General features: G+C 45.3%; 21 protein-coding genes and 1 tRNA gene. 5 read left to right on the top strand and 17 right to left on the bottom strand.

Features of this window, described 5'->3' with window-relative positions:
* Window positions 1–78: 78 nt before the first annotated feature.
* From AC3ITG_RS09900 to AC3ITG_RS09890, 3 genes are read right to left on the bottom strand one after another with little or no spacing between them, the layout of a single operon-like run.
* Window positions 79–651 carry a hypothetical protein gene (locus AC3ITG_RS09900; protein WP_489253601.1) on the bottom strand — a complete coding sequence of 191 codons (573 nt, stop codon included), beginning with the start codon at window positions 649–651 and terminating at the stop codon, window positions 79–81.
* Window positions 648–944 carry a helix-turn-helix domain-containing protein gene (locus AC3ITG_RS09895; RefSeq protein ID WP_489253600.1) on the bottom strand — a complete coding sequence of 99 codons (297 nt, stop codon included), beginning with the start codon at window positions 942–944 and terminating at the stop codon, window positions 648–650. The genes AC3ITG_RS09900 and AC3ITG_RS09895 overlap by 4 nt, the downstream gene beginning before the upstream one ends.
* Before the next feature lie 60 nt (window positions 945–1,004).
* Entirely contained in the window at window positions 1,005–1,268 is a 264-nt protein-coding gene (locus tag AC3ITG_RS09890) for a helix-turn-helix transcriptional regulator (RefSeq protein ID WP_489253599.1), read from the bottom strand.
* Between the two features lie 131 nt (window positions 1,269–1,399).
* On the opposite strand from AC3ITG_RS09890, the gene AC3ITG_RS09885 reads away from it, so the two are divergent.
* The 3 genes from AC3ITG_RS09885 to AC3ITG_RS09875 all read left to right on the top strand — a co-directional run bounded on the left by AC3ITG_RS09885 (window position 1,400) and on the right by AC3ITG_RS09875 (window position 3,658).
* Window positions 1,400–1,861: a helix-turn-helix domain-containing protein gene (locus AC3ITG_RS09885; protein ID WP_489253598.1), complete on the top strand. Its 462-nt coding sequence runs from the start codon at window positions 1,400–1,402 to the stop codon at window positions 1,859–1,861.
* An 8-nt stretch (window positions 1,862–1,869) separates the two neighbouring features.
* Window positions 1,870–2,280, top strand: a complete 411-nt coding sequence (locus tag AC3ITG_RS09880) for an ImmA/IrrE family metallo-endopeptidase (protein WP_489253597.1) — start codon at window positions 1,870–1,872, stop codon at window positions 2,278–2,280.
* A gap of 121 nt (window positions 2,281–2,401) precedes the next feature.
* The gene (locus tag AC3ITG_RS09875; protein WP_489253596.1) at window positions 2,402–3,658 is read left to right on the top strand and encodes a tyrosine-type recombinase/integrase; all 1,257 of its coding nucleotides are present in this window, start codon (window positions 2,402–2,404) and stop codon (window positions 3,656–3,658) included.
* Window positions 3,659–3,732: 74 nt separating this feature from the next.
* On the opposite strand, the gene AC3ITG_RS09870 is transcribed toward AC3ITG_RS09875, so the two are convergent.
* A tRNA-Ala gene (locus tag AC3ITG_RS09870) sits at window positions 3,733–3,805 on the bottom strand.
* 186 nt (window positions 3,806–3,991) lie between these two features.
* On the bottom strand, window positions 3,992–4,459 hold the full coding sequence (gene nrdR, locus AC3ITG_RS09865) for a transcriptional regulator NrdR (protein WP_489253595.1): 468 nt from the start codon (window positions 4,457–4,459) through the stop codon (window positions 3,992–3,994).
* Window positions 4,460–4,574: 115 nt separating this feature from the next.
* Between nrdR and AC3ITG_RS09860 the strand changes: the two genes are divergently transcribed.
* Window positions 4,575–4,796 (top strand): alpha/beta-type small acid-soluble spore protein, encoded by a 222-nt coding sequence (locus tag AC3ITG_RS09860; protein WP_053783555.1) that lies wholly within the window; start codon window positions 4,575–4,577, stop codon window positions 4,794–4,796.
* A 107-nt stretch (window positions 4,797–4,903) separates the two neighbouring features.
* Here AC3ITG_RS09860 and AC3ITG_RS09855 read toward each other — a convergent pair whose 3' ends face one another.
* From AC3ITG_RS09855 to AC3ITG_RS09805, 11 genes are all read right to left on the bottom strand, one after another.
* Window positions 4,904–5,467: a lytic transglycosylase domain-containing protein gene (locus AC3ITG_RS09855; RefSeq protein ID WP_063568107.1), complete on the bottom strand. Its 564-nt coding sequence runs from the start codon at window positions 5,465–5,467 to the stop codon at window positions 4,904–4,906.
* Window positions 5,464–6,060 (bottom strand): dephospho-CoA kinase, encoded by a 597-nt coding sequence (gene coaE / locus AC3ITG_RS09850; RefSeq protein WP_489253594.1) that lies wholly within the window; start codon window positions 6,058–6,060, stop codon window positions 5,464–5,466. Before coaE ends, AC3ITG_RS09855 begins: the two co-directional genes overlap by 4 nt.
* Before the next feature lie 9 nt (window positions 6,061–6,069).
* Complete coding sequence (locus AC3ITG_RS09845; protein ID WP_489253593.1) at window positions 6,070–6,843, bottom strand: manganese efflux pump; 774 nt, start codon at window positions 6,841–6,843, stop codon at window positions 6,070–6,072.
* A gap of 154 nt (window positions 6,844–6,997) precedes the next feature.
* Window positions 6,998–7,828: a DNA-formamidopyrimidine glycosylase gene (mutM, locus tag AC3ITG_RS09840; protein WP_053783551.1), complete on the bottom strand. Its 831-nt coding sequence runs from the start codon at window positions 7,826–7,828 to the stop codon at window positions 6,998–7,000.
* 116 nt (window positions 7,829–7,944) lie between these two features.
* On the bottom strand, window positions 7,945–10,599 hold the full coding sequence (polA, locus tag AC3ITG_RS09835; protein ID WP_489253592.1) for a DNA polymerase I: 2,655 nt from the start codon (window positions 10,597–10,599) through the stop codon (window positions 7,945–7,947).
* Window positions 10,600–10,817: 218 nt separating this feature from the next.
* Window positions 10,818–11,477: a phosphate signaling complex protein PhoU gene (gene phoU, locus AC3ITG_RS09830; RefSeq protein WP_489253591.1), complete on the bottom strand. Its 660-nt coding sequence runs from the start codon at window positions 11,475–11,477 to the stop codon at window positions 10,818–10,820.
* A 63-nt stretch (window positions 11,478–11,540) separates the two neighbouring features.
* On the bottom strand, window positions 11,541–12,296 hold the full coding sequence (gene pstB / locus AC3ITG_RS09825; protein WP_413377020.1) for a phosphate ABC transporter ATP-binding protein PstB: 756 nt from the start codon (window positions 12,294–12,296) through the stop codon (window positions 11,541–11,543).
* Window positions 12,297–12,514: 218 nt separating this feature from the next.
* Entirely contained in the window at window positions 12,515–13,708 is a 1,194-nt protein-coding gene (locus AC3ITG_RS09820; protein ID WP_489253590.1) for a methyl-accepting chemotaxis protein, read from the bottom strand.
* A 151-nt stretch (window positions 13,709–13,859) separates the two neighbouring features.
* Window positions 13,860–14,588: a response regulator transcription factor gene (locus AC3ITG_RS09815; protein WP_053783546.1), complete on the bottom strand. Its 729-nt coding sequence runs from the start codon at window positions 14,586–14,588 to the stop codon at window positions 13,860–13,862.
* A gap of 115 nt (window positions 14,589–14,703) precedes the next feature.
* Window positions 14,704–16,533, bottom strand: a complete 1,830-nt coding sequence (gene pnpS, locus AC3ITG_RS09810; protein ID WP_489253589.1) for a two-component system histidine kinase PnpS — start codon at window positions 16,531–16,533, stop codon at window positions 14,704–14,706.
* A gap of 470 nt (window positions 16,534–17,003) precedes the next feature.
* A complete protein-coding gene (locus tag AC3ITG_RS09805) occupies window positions 17,004–17,873 on the bottom strand; it encodes an SDR family oxidoreductase (protein ID WP_376032808.1) in 870 nt (289 codons plus the stop codon).
* Window positions 17,874–18,282: 409 nt separating this feature from the next.
* Here AC3ITG_RS09805 and AC3ITG_RS09800 point away from each other — a divergent pair, with 409 nt between their 5' ends.
* Window positions 18,283–19,842: a histidine kinase N-terminal 7TM domain-containing diguanylate cyclase gene (locus AC3ITG_RS09800; RefSeq protein WP_489253588.1), complete on the top strand. Its 1,560-nt coding sequence runs from the start codon at window positions 18,283–18,285 to the stop codon at window positions 19,840–19,842.
* Between the two features lie 226 nt (window positions 19,843–20,068).
* On the opposite strand, the gene AC3ITG_RS09795 is transcribed toward AC3ITG_RS09800, so the two are convergent.
* Window positions 20,069–20,494, bottom strand: coding sequence for a hypothetical protein (locus AC3ITG_RS09795; RefSeq protein WP_181586571.1), 426 nt, complete (start codon window positions 20,492–20,494; stop codon window positions 20,069–20,071).
* Window positions 20,495–20,553 lie beyond the last annotated feature (59 nt).

Here is a 20,553-nt window from a genome sequence, read left to right as displayed (position 1 = left end):
TTTGTTTTTGGATGTTGCGTACAATAATCGCATGTTGAATTGGGTTGCTAAACCAGAGTCGAGCCAATTCAGAAAGAGTCATGGACTCACCTTGCCTACGTAACCGACTGTTATTACCTGGTTACCATCTCCCAATACCTTCACACTTTTAATGACATAACCTTCACGGATTAGCGTGATTAAAAATTGAAAAGAGTCTTCGAAGTCTTCTGAGTTAATTTCCATATGGATGATTTTGTCATCAAATTCATTGTCATAAGCCTTAGCCAATAATATTTTTTCTGATGACATCATACTGCTAGTAAACCAAGCTACATAGTTGTCGTTCGACACACACAATTGGATCTGGTGAGAGGTAATCTCATATCCAAATCGGTGATCGGCAACGTTGAATCCGAATTCTAGTTCCCCTAATCCAATGATGAGGGTTTCCTCTTTCGGGCCACAATCCCAGATATAGTCAACTTGCACCGGCTGATAAGATATTCCCATTAGTGGATCTGGTTGAGCAGTTTGAAATTCAACACCACACTGGATATTATGATTTTGCATGATATTAAACAGGTGGAAAATATGCTTTGTGGAAGTTTGAATGAGTTCATTACCCATCGGTTTCACGCAAGATTTTTCTTCCAGATTTTTATTAGTCATATCCCCTGTCCTTCCGGTTTGTAATTGATTCTTTCTTGTTCTCGACCCCAAGCGTCCAACGAAGATAAACTAAATGTAATACGGCTACCAAGACGACGATGTGGAATTTTCTTTTGTTTGCACATCGTATATAAGGTTTTATCTGATATGCCCAGATGCTCCGCAGCTTGGGGAATATCCAACGTTCTATCCTGAGATATGCTCATTTGATTAGATAAAATATCTGTTATATAGGGTTGAAGGTTTGTTAGTACGCGCCTAGATATTTCATCTAACAAGTCATTACTGTTCATGTCATCGCCACCTCTTTCTGTTTCATAGTCATTTTAACTTGCGTTATTTAAAATGACGGTTTATAATAATGACTGTGGGACATTGCTTAAAGTAGCTTCATGCTCAGCCTGTTCTGCAAGATCAGGAAATAAGTCTTCGGCTTGCACTCCAAAGTACTTAATCATCTTGAACAAGAGCTTTACATCGGGGTTTCCTCTCCCGCTTTCAATATTACGAATATGGTTTTCACTTACGCCTAAGTCCATAGAAACCTTGCGTTGAGAAACATTTTTTTGTTTACGGTGTTTTCTAAACTGTTCTCGGCGTGTTGGAATAACTTGCACATGTTCACCTCCTGATTTAGACCTATATTTAATGTGCTTTTAAATGACACCCTTATCATATACGTCATTTTAAGAAACGTCAACCCTTGATACGTCATTTTAAATGAATTTTTCTCGTGAGGAGTATCGATATGAATGATGATGAAAAAATGATTATGTCGGAACGCATAAAGCAAGAAAGAGAAAATAGTGGATTATCCCAAGAGGCTCTTGCTGTTAAATTGAACATGAAGAGAACAAACGTAGCTAATTATGAAGCAGGTAGAGTTACGCCCCCGAGCAATGTTTTAAGGGAATTGGCTACTATTTTTGAGGTCAATGCTGATTATCTGTTGGGCCTTAGTGATATTAGAAAAAGATTCAGCAGTGAAAATGATCAAGAAGTCCCTAATTGGGCTACAAAAAAAGATAAACGGGATTTCAAGCAACTCTTGACCGATGATCAAGAATTGATGTTTGATGGCGTTCCGCTAGATGATTCGGACAAGCAGAGAATCAATGACATACTCACAGGTTTATTTTGGGAAGCTAAGCGCTTGAACAAAGAAACCTACGGGAAAAAGAAGAACACCAAAAAAGACAACATAGAGTAGGTGATCCCTTGGATAATGTCATTCAAAAACTCGTAAAAAAATTTGGAACAAACGACCCATTTGTGATTGCCAAAGGATTAAACATAATCGTTGTTTACAAGAACATGGGGAAAACAACTCGAGGAATATACTTCAGAAAATTGCGAAGAAGGTTCATTGTTATCAATAGTGAACTATCTGAAGAATGGCAGAAAGTAGTATGTGCTCACGAGTTGGGTCACGATAGGCTTCATCCTGGCTTGGGTAGGTTTTGGTTGGATGAGAACACCTTTTTCAATACTGGAAAATATGAACGTCAAGCTAATACCTTCGCAGTTAAACTACTTACTTACACCACTAACCAATTCATTGACGAACCATTGGATAAATTCTTATTGCGTTGTGGTGTCCCCCACGAAATACATAATCTGTTTTTGTAAGCTTTCGGCTTCACTGAAGGTTTACTTTCCATTGCCCAAAAAGCGAACATACATTCTATTTCATGAAAGGTGGTGATGCAGACTGCAGTAAATTCATCAAAATTAGAAAGGAGTATTTACCATGGCTAAAGGAAGTATTGAAAAGAGAGGTAACAACAGTTGGAGGTTAACTGTAGACGTAGGACTTCTACCAAACGGAGAGAGAGACCGAAAAAGAAAAACTGTCATTGTTGAAGATAAAGCACTTTTGAAAACAACAAAAAAGTTAAACGATTATTTAGATAATGAATTAGCCAAATTCAAAATAGAAGTTGAGTCAGGTGAGTATATCGCACCCGAAAAAATGGATTTCAAACAATTCTCTGATGAATGGACAAAGAAATATGCAACTAAGCACCTGGAGATAACCACATTAGAAAATTACGAACGACAACTTGAGAATCACATCATTCCAGTTTTTGGACATATGCGAATCGATCAGATCAAACCTCTTCATGTAGTTTCATTTCTTGATAAGTTGTCTGAGGAAGGAGCTCGTAAAGACGGAAAAGAAGGTGGTTTAAGCGGTACTTCTCGAAGGTTCACACATAGGGTTCTGAAGGATGTACTCGAACGAGCTGTAGAATGGAGAGTAATCAAGTCCAACCCTGCAGATGAAGTTAAACGCCCTAAAATAGATACAGAAGAAAAAGGTTTCATGACTGAGGAAGATTTATTTGAGATGTTTGATAAATTAAGAAATGCACCGTTAAAGTGGAGAGTTCTTGTAGAATTAGCTGCTACTTCTGGAATGAGACGCGGCGAACTCCTTGCTATTGATATCAACAAGCACGTCCATCTTGAAGAACACGGTGGAACAGAAATTGCTTTTATACAAGTACGGGAATCATTAGCTTATGCAAAAAAGAAAACTATATTTAAAGACGTAAAATCAAATAAATCTCGTCGTACTATACCTGTAGCCGACTCAATCGTTCCCTTACTGAAAAAATTGATCAAACAAGTAAAACGCAATAAATGGGATCAGCAAGACCTGTGGCAAGGTGGAGAACGTATGCTGTTATTTGGGCAAGACAATGGGCTGCCGATGTTTCACACCTCACCTACTCAATGGTTTGCAAGGTTCCTAAAGAAACATGAACTTAAACAAATACCCTTGCATGGGTTGCGTCACACTACAGCGACTTACCTAATGAGCAAGAACGTGCCAATGAAACAAATACAAGAGTTACTTGGTCATGCCGATATAAGAACTACAGGAAATATGTATACTCATGCAATTGAAAAATTGAACCGTGATGCAATTCAAACTTTCAATCAATTCAAAGAAATTAAACAGCTTGTCCCCAATTCGTCCCCAATGGAAGAAAAATTATAGGATGCCATGTTTTGATATGCCATTAAAAAAAGAAAAACCCTTATATATCAAGGGTTTCAATGGTTTAGTTTATATGGAGCCTAGGGGGATCGAACCCCTGACCTCATCGCTGCCAGCGATGCGCTCTCCCAGCTGAGCTAAGGCCCCAGAATTATGAATGTAACAAGTTGTCCAACGCTTCAATGCTCCGCAGGCGACTCCTATATCATATAAAATACAGCTTTTGCTGTCAACAACTTTTTCTTATAGCTAAAGTGATTGGAGAAGAACAACCTTTTTTACTGGAACACACAGATGGTAACCCCAGAATGCTCTTCCCCTTTACCCGTTTCACTAATCCTCGTTGTTGTCTTTGGACAATAGGGATTTCAGTTCTTTCATGAACATATTGATGTCTTTGAATTGACGGTATACCGAAGCAAAGCGCACATAGGCTACTTCATCCACTGGAAACAGCTGTTCCATCAGCAGCTCGCCAATCTGACGGCTCTCTACTTCTGCATCGGCTGTATTTCGCAGAGACTTCTCTACCTCAGATACCATCATTTCCAGTGTCTCCACAGAGACCGGACGTTTCTCACAAGCCCGAATGAGGCCACGGAGAATCTTATCCCGGCTAAATTCTTCACGACTGCCATCTTTCTTGATGACGATCAGAGGTGTTTCTTCCACCATTTCAAAAGTTGTAAATCGACGGCTACATTGCTCACACTCACGACGACGACGAATCGATTTCGATTCATTGGCCGGCCTTGAATCAAGCACCTTTGTGCCCAGATAGGCGCAATAAGGACATTTCAAATCAGATCACTTCCCATGTTTTACTTTTTACCAGAAATTGCCTGCATGCATTTAGTTATGAAAATCGTATTGCCGACACATAATACTTTTACCAACCGCGAGGAGGTGAACAGCAATGGCACAAAGCAATGGTAACTCCAACAACCTGGTGGTAACTAAAGCTTCCGCAGCTCTGGAACAACTGAAATATGAAGTTGCTCAAGAACTCGGAATCAGCATCCCACAAGACGGATACCAAGGTAACATGACTTCTTACGAGAACGGTTCGATCGGTGGATACATCACGAAGCGTCTGGTAACAATTGCAGAACAGCAATTGGCAGGTCAATACCAATAATATCTGCATCGTAATACGGTACACAGAGGAGCATGGAGCGGCCGGTGAATAACCGGCCTGCTCGGTGCTTCTACTTATTTTAGAGCATGAATCCAAAGTGTCTTAACTTAGAACGTATTATAGATCTTTACATATTGATTATAATAATAAATGACGCGTTGTACATAGTGCCGGGTTTCACCAAACGGAATATCTTTGACCGTCTCGAATGAACCGTCCCATACGCCATCCCTTAACCATGAGTTCACTTTACCTGGACCTGCATTGTAAGCAGCAATCATAGCCGCTTCATTCCCGTCAAATTGATCTGACAAATTGCGTAGATACCAGGTACCCAGCTGGATATTCCTTTCAGGCTCGTGCTTCAATTCTTCCAGTGAGGTGCCCGGTATTTTAGCCTGCTCCATAATCCAGTTCGCGGTGTCGGGCATCAGCTGCATTAATCCGATGGCACCTCTCTTGGATTCCTTGCTTGTCTTAAAATTGGTCTCCACCTTGATGATGGAAGCTATGAGAAACGGATCAACCTCATAACTCTGAGACTGGGCACGAATCTCTTCCTTATAATGAATCGGATAGAACCATGACATCCAATTGGTATTCAAGAACAGCACCAATACAAAAGACACAAACATCAACAACAATACCCGTTTCTTACGCAGCAATCTCATAATAGGCCCTTACGATGCAAAAATGAAATGATTTGCTGCTCCGTCTCTGACCACAAGCCGCTGTTGTCGATAACCACGTCAGCACGCTGCTTCTTATCTTCAATATCCATCTGCACGTCTATACGGGCATCTGCCTGTTCGGCCGTCATTCCATCCCGGCTCATCAGTCGATCCCGCTGCACAGACCTCGGAACATATACAACCATCACTTCTTCGAAGCCATCCTCCAGCCCTGACTCGTACAACAATGGAATATCCGATACGACCAGCTTGTCCGGATGTTCAAGCTCATAAAGGGCAGCGCGCTTGCGCATCTCCTTGCGGATCGCAGGATGTGTAATAGCCTCCAGTGCCTTACGTTCCTCTGGATTCTGAAATACAATACTGCCCAGCTTTTTCCGATCCAGTGTTCCGTCCTCATTCAATATGGCTTGTCCGAACCGCTGAACAGCCGCAGCCAAAACGGGATGCCCGGGCAGCATTACTTCCCGGGCAATAACATCTGCATCAATGAGCAACGCTCCCTTACTGGCGAGAAAAGCGGACACACTGCTTTTGCCTGTCGCGATCCCGCCGGTTAAGCCAATATTCATTATTTCACCTCACAACAACTTCATTATTCCCATAAACATTAATAATAGCGCAGGTAGCACGGATAATCTTCGCATCCAACGCAGAGCAGCAAAGCGCAATCCAACTTTCATGCCGAGTGACAGAAATACCCCACTAAACAACGCAATAACTAATGCTGTCCACAAAGTTGGGAATCCCAATAATGCTGCCCCCAGTCCTGCACCGAAAGCATCCAGAGAAAGGGCTATACCCAGCCACATTGCTTCTTGGACGGATATACTGCCCGAGTTATCCATATCCGCCTTCGAGGGACTACGCAGGATTTGAATAACAACACCCAGCTTCCGCAGCTCAAGTGTAAAGACCATTCGTTCTAGAGATCCTCCAGAAGCAGATGGCTCAAGCTCAAGCGCGAGCACCTGGTTTCTGCCCTTCGATTGAGCTTCTTGTGAGGCTTGCGTACCACTGCGGATTGTTCCTGCTCCCTTTTCCTCACCCACTCCATTATCCGTTTCCAGCTGTTCCTTGCCTCGTTTTCGAATGAGTTGCAGCAACGACCATGCGCCAATACCGATCAGAATAACCGCTCCAACAATCGAAGCCACGTCCGGAGATACTACATGAGACAGAAGCACACCTACTTGCATGGATAACGCAATAACTAGACCCGAACAGATGGAAATGACGACAATGGATAACAGCGGAATTTTAGTCCTCCGCAGCCCATATGTAATCCCGACTCCAAAACCATCTAAACTAAGCGCCAAAGCAAGCGCCAGTAATGAAATAAAATGATGCAGCACCCCGGATTCCTCCCCTGTGCGGAACTCGTTCCAACTGGCGGCTGCCAGTATGGGTATACGCCCGCTTATTTCTGCCATATCAGTATATGGAGGGAGGAATCCAAGGGTGCTACAATTTGACGATTTCGTTCATGCTGCCAAACCCATCACCGATTTAGAGCAGCGGTTGACACTTCGGACAGTAATGCGTGCCCCTACCGCCTACTACGCTCTTCTCGATTAATGTACCACAAGTTGCACAGGGTTCAGATTTGCGTCCATATATTTTCAACTGATGCTGGAACATTCCCATCTCGCCCTGTCCATTGACATAGGACTTAATGGAGGATCCACCTGCATCCACCGCATCCTGCAACGTAACCACGATCGCTTCATGCAGTACGGTTAACTGGGCTGCTGTCAATGTCTTGGCAATGGTCTCTGGATGAATGCCTGCGCGGAACAAAGCCTCGTCCACATAAATATTCCCAATGCCGACCACATATGCCTGATTTAACAACACGGCCTTGATTTTGGTCATCCGTTTGCCAACAGCATCCCGGAATGCAGCTACGGTAAACGCAGGATCAAGCGGCTCCAGCCCCAGTTTCAACAAAGGTTTGGATACCAGTTCCTCCCCTGCATTGAAGAGATGCATTGTACCGAATTGACGGACATCCTTGTAACGTAATTCTGTACCATCGTTAAAGTGAAAGATGACATGGGTATGCTTCTCCACTTCCTCATGCTGTTGGTACACCCCGTACCTTCCTTCCATCCGCAGATGGGAGACAAGCACCAGCCCGTCCAGCAAAATACGCAAAAACTTGCCTCTGCGCTCCACACCAATCACGGTATGTCCCGCAAGTTCCATTGCAAATGCATCTATGTCGTCTGGCCGCTGAATAATCCGCGGCAAGCTAACGGTAACTGAGTCAATGGTTTTACCAACAATAAGTTGATTCAAAGTTCTTCTGACTGTTTCGACTTCCGGTAATTCCGGCATGATGTTCTCACCTCCCCTATATTATAACGGAAGATGGCGCTCAGTGGGACCCCTTCTTGTGTCGAAAACAGTTGAAAAACATTTTGTGAAATAACGGAAAACCCGCTTGGGGTCTATTATTTAGCCTCGTACCAGTTTGCCCCGTAGCTAACTTCCGCTTTCAGCGGCACAGAAAGCTCCAATGCTTTTTCCATGACCGAAGGCACCAGCTCTTTCATCAGTTCCAACTCATCAGCAGGCACTTCGAATACAAGTTCATCGTGCACTTGAAGCAGCATACGGCTCTTCAGCTTGCGTTCACGCAGTGCTTCATCCATCTGTACCATGGCAAGCTTGATGATGTCCGCTGCAGTTCCCTGGATCGGTGTATTCATCGCTGTCCGTTCAGCAAAGGAACGCAGGTTGAAGTTGCTGGCATTGATTTCTGGCAGATAACGACGGCGTTCCAGCAACGTTTTGACATAACCATCCTGACGTGCTTCCTTCACAATATCATCCATATATCGACGCACACCCTGGAATACTTCAAAGTATTGATCAATGAACTGTGCTGCCTCTTTCCGCGTGATGTGCAGGTTCTGCGAAAGGCCGTAATCGCTGATGCCATATACAATCCCGAAGTTAACCGCCTTGGCAGAACGACGCATGTCTCCATCCACCTCTTCTGGCTTCACACCAAACACATCTGAGGCCGTCTTCGTATGGATATCCATGTCCTGAACAAAAGCTTCCTTCAGCCGCTCATCATCTGAAATATGTGCAAGGACGCGCAGTTCAATCTGCGAATAGTCTGCTGCCAGAATGGACCACCCAGACTCGGAAGGAACAAATACCTTCCTGATTTTACGACCTTCTTCCATCCGAATCGGAATGTTCTGCAAGTTCGGGAACTGGCTGCTCAAACGTCCGGTAGCCGCAATCGTCTGCCGGTAATACGTATGCACCTTGCCATCCTTATCTGAAATCTCTTTGAGCAGTCCTTCTACATATGTGGACTGCAACTTGGCAAGTTGACGATATTGCAGAATGTGCTTGACCACATCATTATATGGAGCCAGCTTCTCCAATACTTCGGCATCCGTAGAGTATCCTGTCTTTGTTTTCTTCACCACAGGCAGACCGAGTTTATCGAATAGAATCTCCCCCAGTTGCTTCGGTGAATTCAGATTGAATTCCGTACCGGAGAGCTTGTAGATTTCCGCCATCAACCTGCTGATATTTTCTTCGAATTCACTACCCAAAGCCTTCAAATCTGCCGTATTAGCCTTAATCCCCTGTTTCTCCATATCAGCAAGAATACGTGACAACGGCATCTCCAGTTCATGGAAAAGTGCGTTCATCTCATTGCTCTCCAATGCCTGCTCCTGGAGTGGAATAATGGCTGCTACCGCCGCCGCTTTGCGACACAGAAAATCGCCCAGTATATCCGCCTCAGGCACCCTGTATTTTGCACCTTTGCCCATGACCGTATCATCCTCCACAAGGGAAGGTAGACCATACTTCGTGGTCAGGCCACTGATCGTCTGATTCGATTCGGTTGGATCAAGCAAATAGGCAGCCAGTTGCACATCAAAGGACGCTCCAGCAAACTCAATGCCATGCGCATGCAGTGCGAGATCGACACGATGCAGATCATAACCGCGCTTGGGTTGTTCTGCATTGCCGAGCCATTCTCGTACTGGGGCAGCTACATCAGACTGAAGCAATTCGGGAGACAGGAATGTATAGGTTCCGGCTGAACCTACAGCAAGTCCGATTAGTTTCGCCTGATGGGGGTTATCGCCATGTGTCTCCACATGCAGTACATCAATGGATTCGAGTGAACCGAACAATTCGCTAATCGTTTCGTCTGTTGCAATGGAGGATTCTACCGCGGCAGCTGGAACGGCTTCCTGTTCAGAGACTATACTTCCACGGAATGACAGACGCTCAAGCAAAGACTTGAATTCGAGCTTGGCCAAAGCCGGGCCTGCCAGTTCCTCTTTTAACCCGGCGAACTGCATATCTTCCCAAGTTTGTTCCAATGGAACTTCACGGTGGATCGTGGCAAGCTGCTTGCTCATACGTGCATCTTCGGCGTGAGCCTCAATCTTTTCTTTCATTTTGCCCTTTAGCTCACCTGTGCCGTTAAGAACTTCCTCAACCGAACCGAACTGGTGCAGCAGCTTCAAAGCCGTTTTCTCTCCAACGCCAGGAATGCCCGGAATATTGTCGGACGTGTCGCCCATCAGACCTTTGAGGTCAATGATTTGCAACGGGGTCAGACCATAGCGCTCCTTGATCTGAGCAGGATCGTACAGCTCAATCTCGGTTACCCCTTTGCGCGTAAGCCCGATATGCACATGTTCAGAAGCAAGCTGCAACATATCTTTGTCACCTGACACAACGAGAACCTGTCTTCCGGCTTCATCCGCACGTTTCGTTAATGTTCCGATAATGTCATCCGCTTCGAACCCTGCAAGCTCAAACTGGGCAATACCGAAGCCCTGAAGCAGCTCTTTCAGCAGTGGAAATTGCTCCGACAACTCCGGTGGTGTTTTCTCCCGACCACCCTTATATTCCTGGTAACCTTCATGCCGGAACGTGACTTTGCCTGCATCAAATGCCACCATCACATGTGTCGGTTTATGCTCTTCCAGCAAGCGCAGTAGCATCGTGGTGAAACCGTACACCGCATTGGTGTGCAAGCCTTTCGAGTTAGTTAGCGGCGGCATTGCAAAAAACGCCCTGTAAATAATGCTATTTCCATCTATAAGAATAAACTTGTCCATTCCAGCACCTCGCGTATCGTATGGTCAATCCTTCAATTACATCTACTCTCATGATACCATACACACCTGTTACAACAAAAAAATTAGTCATCTTTACATGTCATAATCTGCCTGCAAAAAAAGAACTTCCTCCGCGGACAGCCTGATCATAGGCCACCCGAGAGAAAGTTCCTTAATTTCGTTACGAATAATACCCCAATTCCACTAAAAGCTGTTACCTATTGATTCAAATCAGGGCGTTTGCCTGTTACCAGGTACACCGTGCTCTCACCAATATTTGTTGCATGGTCACCAATCCGTTCGATGTAACGCCCAACCATCATCAAGAGCATCGCTTGGGAAGCCTTATTCGGATGATCTGTCATGAACACGTAGAGGTCACTGATCATATGACTGTACAATTGGTCAACCTGATCATCAGTCTGAGCCATTTTGTAGGCCAAATCCGTATTTTCTTTCAGGAAAGATTCGATGGATTCATCAACCATGGCTTTGACGATTTCCGCCATTCTTGGTATGTCCACAAGCGGTTTAATGAGCTCCTGTCCCTCCATCCGAAGGGTCACTTTCGCCACATCCAGCGCAAGGTCACCCATACGCTCCAGGTCACTTGAGATTTTAAATGCAACGATAATGCGTCGCAGATCCTTCGCTACTGGCTGTTGTGTAATGATGAGCTTGGAACCCAATTCCATAATCTTGTCTTCCAAGGCATTCAGATTCGCATCATTCTTGATGATGACCTGAGCTTTCTCAGCATCCATCGTCTGTAAACTTTCAATAGCACCATCCAACGCTGTGCCTACATGCTCACCCATTTGCCGAAGCAGTGTGCGCAGTTCCTCAAGCTCCTGATCAAATTCTTTTCTGCGAATCATAGATTCCATGTCCTCCTTATCCATCATCTCCGGACACGCCGGGATCGTTCGAACTCAGCTTGCTTATCCGAACCGTCCGGATATATAATCCTCGGTTCTGGAATCCTGCGGTGTGGAGAACAATGTTTCTGTATCCGCCGCCTCCACCACTTCCCCGTTCAGGAAAAATACCGTACGACCCGATACCCGTGCAGCCTGGTGCATGTTGTGGGTTACCATAACAATCGTGTATTTGTGGTGCAATTCCTTGACTAGTTCCTCAATTTTGAGTGTCGAGATCGGATCAAGTGCAGACGTTGCTTCATCCATCAACAGTACGTCAGGCTGCACAGCCAGAGCACGTGCAATACAGAGGCGCTGCTGTTGTCCACCAGAGAGACTGAGTGCCGATTTTTTGAGCACATCCTTTACTTCATCCCACAGTGCAGCATGAACAAGACTCTGCTCAACCAACTGATCCAGTTCGGCCTTTTTTGTCACCCCATGAAGTCGTGGTCCATAGGCTACGTTATCGTAGATGGATTTTGGAAAAGGGTTAGGTTGCTGAAACACCATACCGACCCGCTTGCGCAGCGTCTCCACTTCAATCTCATTGCTATAAATGTCGGAACCGTCCAACATAACTTGTCCTTCCACACGTACGCCTGGAATCATGTCATTCATCCGATTCAATGTACGAAGCAAGGTCGATTTACCGCAGCCCGACGGACCGATAAACGCGGTAACCGTCTTCTCCGGCAGGTCCATCGATATATTTTTAAGCGCGTGATGCGTATCATAGTATAAATTAAGTCCTTCAATGTGAATGAGGTCCTTCATGGATGTTCACTTCTCCTTCGCGGCAGGGACAACCAGATTCCCTTACGTAGACCGATGCCAATGATTGAACTTGGCTCTCGGTCATCTATAATATCCTACCCTCTCATTGTAAAAACAGTATCACTTTCATGTTAACGGAATGTAAAAAGAGACATCTTTCACACCCACGACCCACCTATCCGATCATTGTGTATGAATGATGCCCATCCTACCTTCGTTTAGTCATCCACCTGGACCATATCTTCCAGTCTCTCCCGAATGTGCTCTGCCAATTCTCCAGCCGTTTTGCCTTCCATCGCGATATCCTCTGCAATATGGGACATGCCTGCTACAGCCGTGTTCAGCTGTTTGAACGCAGCCCCTCCTTCGTTTACATGAACGGAACTGTTGTCAATCTCTGCCGCGCTTGCTCTCACCAGTTCTACAGTCTGTCTGGTCAAACCTCCGATATCATCCAGCAAAGAGGACATATTTCCCGCAACCTCACGGGTCTGCTTGGCTAGTGCGCGAATCTCACCAGCGACAACCTGGAAACCCCGTCCATACTCCCCCGCATGTGCCGCTTCAATGGAAGCATTCATAGCGAGTAACCCGCTTTGGTCAGCCAATGAACGAATGGAACGAGCCATCCCGGAACCCATGTCAATGGAGCTCAGCATGTCATCAGCGTGCTTCTGCTGACCCTCCATATGCTGATTTACACGGTTATAGGAAGCATCAACCTGGCTGAGACTGCTTGCTCCCCGTTCGGACAACTGCATGATCTGAGACGCCTCTTCCCCCGCCTTTCGAGCTGCTTGAACCAGTTTGGTGACGGAGTCGTTGATTCTCGTTATTTCCTGCCTGCTCTGTGTAATAATATGTACACGTTCTTCCGAAGCCACATGCTGCAGCTTACGGGAAAGGGACATGACATCCCTCATCGTCAACACACCCAGCAATCGGCCTTCTTCCGTAACGATCAAACAATCATAGAAATATTGCTCACTGCGAGCCAAAGCGATGTCAATAATTGCGATCGCTTCTGCGTGCACATCGACAATGACAGGAGAAGAGTCCGCTGCATGTACAACCGGCTTCCGATAGAAGAGGTCTGCCGCAAAGCGTCCATTCAACATCCGGTATAACGTCTCTCGCATCAACAATCCTAATGGCTGCATGTGATCATCACATAATACAATACACGGGTACTCCTGATCCTGATTGAGCAGGCTTGCCGCTTCCCCACAGGTAGTATGAACGTCAACTACAGGTATTTGACGGCAATAGTCCCGTAATGAGATTACATTCTCTTTGGTGACCCCAACTTCATCTTCATCTTTTTGTTCTCCCATGGGAGCTACAACTTGTTCCTGTTGCGTATTTATCAATTCTTCGGGCTGGTCGGGCTTCACTTCGAGCAACATGGGCATAAATGCGCAATCTCCTTTACGTATGAGCTCCGTCCTGAGGTGGAATATGTAGGTATAAAGTATCACTCAGACAGCTTCATCCTACTCCCTATACGTAAAGGAAAATAATTGTTTATGTTAACGGAATGTAAAAAAAACTCCCCGATCATTGTTAACTTGAATGATGGGGAGTTTTTCTTTTTACAACCAATTTATAACCTACACCGCGAATCGAATCAATGTGAACCGATTCCGGGTCCAGCTCCAACTTTTTCCGCAATGAACTGACATGAACGTCCACCGTGCGCTGTCCTCCGATATAATCGAAGCCCCAGACCGCATTCATCAGATCATCCCGTGTAAGCACAACACCCGGCTTCTTGGCCAGATAAAGCAGTACCTCGAACTCCTTGGGACGAAGACTGATGGATTGTCCACCCAGTGTCACTTCATACTTCAAAGGATAAATCTCAAGCTCTCCCAGAATAATACGGGAACCGTCCTTATCCTCTGGTTGCGGCAAATCTTCACCGTTCGAATAACGTCTTAACACTGCATCTACGCGAGCAAGCAATTCGGATACACCAAATGGCTTCGTAATATAATCATCGGCACCTGATTTTAAGCCTTGTACAACTTCGGCTTCACCGTTTTTGGCTGTGAGAATAATGACCGGTGTACTAACACCCTGAATTCGTAACTTATTCAGAATATCCAGACCATTCATTCCAGGAAGCATCAGATCCAGCAGAATCAGATCAAATTCCTGGGACAACGCCCGATCATAACCTGAAGATCCGTGATCCTCAGCAATAACATCATAGCCCTCTTGTGTCAGGTTGTACGTAAGCAATCTTGATAATGTTGGTTCATCTTCAATAACGAGCAAACGCTGCGCCATGATACCCCTTCTCTCCTATAGGTTGTCTGTTGCCACAACACTTTCATTATCATAGCACCTAATTGTTAACTCTGTGTAAAACAGCACATTCCTTTTACATTTCACTTCCATCGCGCTAGATTTCTTCATCCTGAATTAATGGAAGGATAACACGAAACGTAGTCCCCATGCCAAGTTCGCTCTCTACAGACAGTTTGCCATGGTGCAATTCTACCAGATGTTTCACAATTGAAAGTCCTAGTCCAGTCCCTCCCGAATTACGGGATCTGCCCTTGTCCACCCGATAGAAGCGTTCAAAAATCCGCGGCAAATCTTTCTTCGGAATACCAATTCCTGTGTCGGATACTGCAAATACAACTTCTTCTTCGTCCTCATTATGTTCAACCGACACTTGTAATTTTACCCGTCCGCCCTCAGGGGTGTAATTAATGCCGTTGGATAACAGATTAATAAAGATCTGCTTCATTTTATCCTCATCAGCTTCAATATACAATTCTTCGGGAACATTCATCTCCAGGCGAATCTCTTTCTTCTCTGCCACCTTGGACAGGGTACCCAGGACCATCTCGAAGAACGAATACACATGCACTGGTGAACACTGCAGGGGAGCCCGTTTGGACTCAATTTTGGACAACTCCAGAATATCTCCGATCAATCGGTTTAGTCTGTCACCTTCATCATAGATAATCTGCAGGAATGAACGCTCCGTCTCTTTGTCCTGTACCCCACCGCTGAGAAGCGTTTCGGCAAAACCTTTGACCGCAGCCACCGGCGTCTTGAGTTCATGAGATACATTCGCTACGAACTCACTGCGCATTGATTCTAGCCTACGGATTGCCGTGACATCCTGCAGGAGGAAGAGCATCCCCCGATAAGCGCCGTCATCTTCGGACATCGGTACTCCATCAATCCGAATTAATTTTTCGACCGGATTGAACACACTCACTTCTTCATGCATCGGTTCTCGCAATGCAACACTCTCTTCAATCGTGCGCGTCAGCTCATAATGCCGCTTCAATTCAATATATGGTTTGCCAGTAACCCGCTCTGCCTGAATGCCAAGCATACGCTCCGCTTCCCGATTGACCAGCGCAATAGATTGACCAGCATCAATCATAATAATGCCGCCCGTCATGTTGGCAAGCACACTTTGCAGCAACGCTTCATTATCCCTGATCGTCTTCAGTTGCATCTGAAGGCTGTCTGCCATTCCGTTAATGGCAAGTCCCAGTTGACCGATCTCATCATTACGAGTTACATCCACTCTAGCATCATAATCCAGCTTGGTGATCCGGTGAGCCACCTTCGTAATATGCTCAATGGGCGATGTCAGTCCCCGCGCAACCCGGTAACTTACCAGAGCCACAATCAGGAACAGAAGGCCCAAGGTGAAGAACATCAAAATCCAGCCCTGCTGGAGACCCTGATCAACAGCTTCAAGACTCATGGATAGTCGAATGTAACCGTCAAATTTCCCACTGGGTAACTCGATCATGTCGCTTTGATCCGAATTCACAGGTAGCGCCACATACAGCATATCCTGTCCCAGTGTTGCACTATAACGAATCGACTGACCATAGTTTTGCCCAACCGCTTCTTTAATCTCCTGACGGTTCAAGTGGTTGTCCATTGAATTGGGATCGCTCTCCGAGTCGCCAATGACCGTTCCGTCTTTATTGATAAAAGTTACCCGTGAATCCGTCAGTCGATCCAGCTCAACCGCACGTTCTGAGTAATATTTCTGTGTCTCTTCATTTTTTGGATTGGTTGCATCATGGAACGGGAACGTTGCTTTTAGCAAGTTGATCTCACGCACCATCGTTTGCTCCAGTGCATTAATGTGAGTAGTCTTAAAAACTCTGCCCATCGTATACCCCGCCACAATGACGGAAATACCGATCAGCACCATCATGATGATGGCAAGGCGAATTCGGAACGGTCTCATCTATCTCTTCCTTTGTTATAAAATTAATAATTACAAATCCATTTCTATTCGATCACCACGAGAGGTAGGCTGGGAAATGACAAGAAACTCTATGTCTACTTCTCCCCGATTCTGCATCTGATGTGGCATCTCCGGCGCAATCTCTATTCCTTTCACCCCATATATAGTGTGCCGCATTTTGTTTGCTAATCTTCATGTGACCGCCTCCGAAGCTTACTTGTTCGGTGTATATCATATCACAGATAGCATGGAGACCCTGCCATATTTGATAAGCAGCAAAGCCGCGGCTATTCTAGAACTATCTCCAGGCAAGACTAATGATAAAATATCATGGTTGTATCAACGCCGATCCCGACTTTTGTAAACAGGATCAAAATCATACCCATTCCTCTATATGCTCATAAAAAAAGACGTACCGACCAGTCATGCTGGAAACGATACGCCTTCATTTAAAACACGTCTTCAATGGATTATCCGTTCACCACTTCGCCGCCATTAACGTGCATCACCTGACCGCTTACGTAGGAAGAATCATCCGAAGCGAGATATACGTAAGCTGGAGCCAGTTCATCCGGTTGCCCTGGACGTTTCATCGGCTGAGTAGCACCAAATTCACTCACCTTTTTCTCATCAAATGTGGATGGAATGAGCGGGGTCCAAATCGGCCCTGGAGCGACGGCATTCACACGAATTCCCTTCTCCACAACGTTCATTGACAAGGAGCGTGTAAATGAAGTGATAGCTCCTTTCGTAGATGAATAATCAATTAACGTCGGATTTCCGCGATATGCGGTAATGGAGGTTGTATTAATGATTGTACTGCCTTTCTTGAGATGTGGCAGAGCAGCCTGTGTAATATAAAACATGCCAAAAATATTTGTGCGGAACGTACGCTCCAACTGTTCTGGAGTAATATCCTCCAGCTGCTGCTGGGGATGCTGCTCCGCTGCATTATTCACGACAATATCCAGCTTGCCCAGTTGATCCACTGTCTGTTGCACGGATTTCTTGGCAAAGGCATTGTCACCAATGTCACCGGCAATCAATATGCATTTGCGTCCTTCCTGTTCGACCTGACGCTTGGTCTCTTCTGCATCCTCATGCTCACTCAGGTATACAATCGCTACATCCGCGCCTTCCTTCGCATATGTGACGGCAACAGCACGTCCAATTCCACTGTCTCCACCCGTGATCAAAGCAACCTTATCTAACAACTTTCCAGCTGCTTTATATTCAGGTTTCTCAAACTCTGGTTTGGGGTGCATCTCCGATTCAATACCCGGGCGCTGGTCCTGATGTTGCGCAGGCATCGTCTTTTTGTTTTGTGTGTCGGTTGACATGTGGCATTTCTCCTCTCAAAATGGAATTTCTGATCCAGTCTCATTCTGTAGGATGGCATGAACAGTACATATTATTCCCTTTTCCAACAGTCATGCTCCAAAGTCCCTGTGTGATGTCTCGATACTTACTTACCACTCCCTTTTGGCAGTCAAACAAAATTCCCAATACTCTCTCCCAGACATGCTGTCAACTGAGTTAAAGCCACATTGAATTCGACCTATTTTGCCATACATTCGAAGTTTTTTCGAAATTGAACTGATTCACTCCCAAATTGTATTCCTATGCCGTATGGGCTGATGTACAATGTACAGTATCAGATAAGCTTTAAACTACATTAATCCAGTTTGAATGAAGCTGTCATACTTCCCAACTAAGCAAATATTCTGATCTAATATGGAGACCTAACCCATGGAATCGCACATTAATTCTTATATAACATTTGTAGCAACTTCAGCTGTGCTGAATGTTTTTCTGTGTTTATATACTTATGTTAGAAGAGCAGAAATCCCCAGTTCGAAAATATTCATTCTCTATACAGCAGCTCTGTCTGTTTACACCTTCGGATATGCGATTGAACTCGCCAGCAATACACTGGAGCAGATGAAATTCTGGACAGTCGTAGAATACATCGGCATGCCTTTCTCCGCCTCTCTTGGCCTGATGCTCATGATGCAATACACGGGTAAAAAGTTATCCAAAAAAGCTTCTGCGGCGCTGTTTGTAATCCCTTCCATTACTTTGTTCATGGTGGCAACAAATGATTTTCATCATCTTTTCTATAAAAGAGTATGGCTAAGAGAAGACAGTTCCGTCCCTCTAATGGATATTGCCGTAGGGCAGTGGTACGTTGTTCATGGTGCATTCACCTTTTCCTGTCTGTTATGTGCCTGCCTTATTCTCGTCGGACAATGGAAACATACCAAAAAGATGTATCGTCGTCAGTTACTCACACTGATCACTTCACAGCTTATTCCCATGGTAGCGGCCTTTGTGTATTTGCTTGGTCTGACCCCAGGTGGTATGGATCCTGTTCCGGTTCTCATGTGCATTACATCCGCAATGTATATCTGGGCTATTCTATCCTCCCGACTGCTAACTATCGTACCTATCGCCAAGGATAGTATCTTTGAGAGCATGCGTGAAGGCGTTATTGTGCTGGATAGTTCCAATCGTCTCGTCGACTACAACAAATCTCTGCGCGATATGCTGCCAGAGCTTGATTTCAGCATGGTGGGTCAACACCTTAACGATGTATGGCTGTCGCTTGCCGGTGAGACCTTTCCGGTGGAATATGGCCGAGAAGGTCTGCAAACCGATCTGTACTGGCAATTGAACGGAGAGACTGTCTGTTATCAGGTAAGAACCTCTTATGTGTATAACAAAGAAGGACAAGCCGTTGGCACACTGATTATGCTGATTGATATTACAGAGCAACGTTTCCTACAAGAACAATTGAAGCAACTGGCTTACTTCGATGGTCTCACCAAAATATATAACCGCACGCAGTTCCTGCTTAGAGGTCGAGAGATACTGAGTGAAGCTCAGCTTAATCTGCAGCCTGCGGCCTTTATATTATTTGACATTGATTATTTCAAACGAATTAACGACACCTATGGACATGACGTTGGGGATCAGGCGATCATTCATGTGGTCTCTGTATGTAATCGTTATCTGAACCCAGAGATGTTGTTTGCACGTTATGGAGGAGAGGAGTTTGTTATCGCGGTTCCCAATGCATCCCTCCAAGATGGTGAACAGCTCGCTGAGAAGTTACGCGTGGCTTTGTTGAATGACCCGCTGGAGGTACAAGGTACTCGTATTCCACTGACTTCAAGCTTCGGAGTGGCACAATATAATGGAGGGTCCGATTCTCTGGAATCCTTACTGCGCGATGCTGATACAGCACTATATGAGTCCAAGCGTAACGGTCGTAACACCGTATTTGCCCACGCTGTGAGCCTAGGTTAACTAAATGTAGAGTATAACTACGTGAGCCATATATGCCGTTATTTCAGCACTAGCACCTTGATGGTTGTCAGACATTATCCCAGACGGAGCGAACAAAAATAGACAGCCTCAGGGCTGTCTATTTCACTACGGTTCAAGACCTTACTTTCTTATTCAGGTTGTCCCAACGTTTGAAGTGCAAACGCTTTAAGTTCAGCTCGCGAATAAAACTCGTTCGCAGCTATTGTTAGATAACCTGGTTGTTCACCATCAGATACACCATAATGAGCAGGAATACGGCAAGCAATGTGCTGAACGTACGAATCTTACTTTGTTCTGCACTGACGTCACGATTGCTTTTCACAGCCTCTGCTGCCAAGCGTAACGGTTTACCCATAATGCCACCGATTGCTGCAATAGCCAGCAACAGAACGACTACCACGCCCATCCACAGATAGGAATACTCACCCTTGGTCATCAAGTAACCACCCGTAAGAAGCTGAATTACAAGTCCGTACTGTGCGATACGGTTCAATGAACGGAGCGATGCAAATGCTCCCTCTTGAGCGGCAACACTCAAGGTACGGATTTTACCCACCACGAAAGGCAAGATCAGATAGAAGCCCATCGCCAGTGCTCCAATAATATGGAGCAAATACATAATCATTGTCAAAATGTCCATCCTCCTCAAAAATTTCAGTCAGTGTGCTATACATCACATCTCATTATACT

This window comes from Paenibacillus sp. GL_099_B (assembly GCF_057835695.1).
This window is presented reverse-complemented; position numbering and strand designations above follow the sequence as displayed.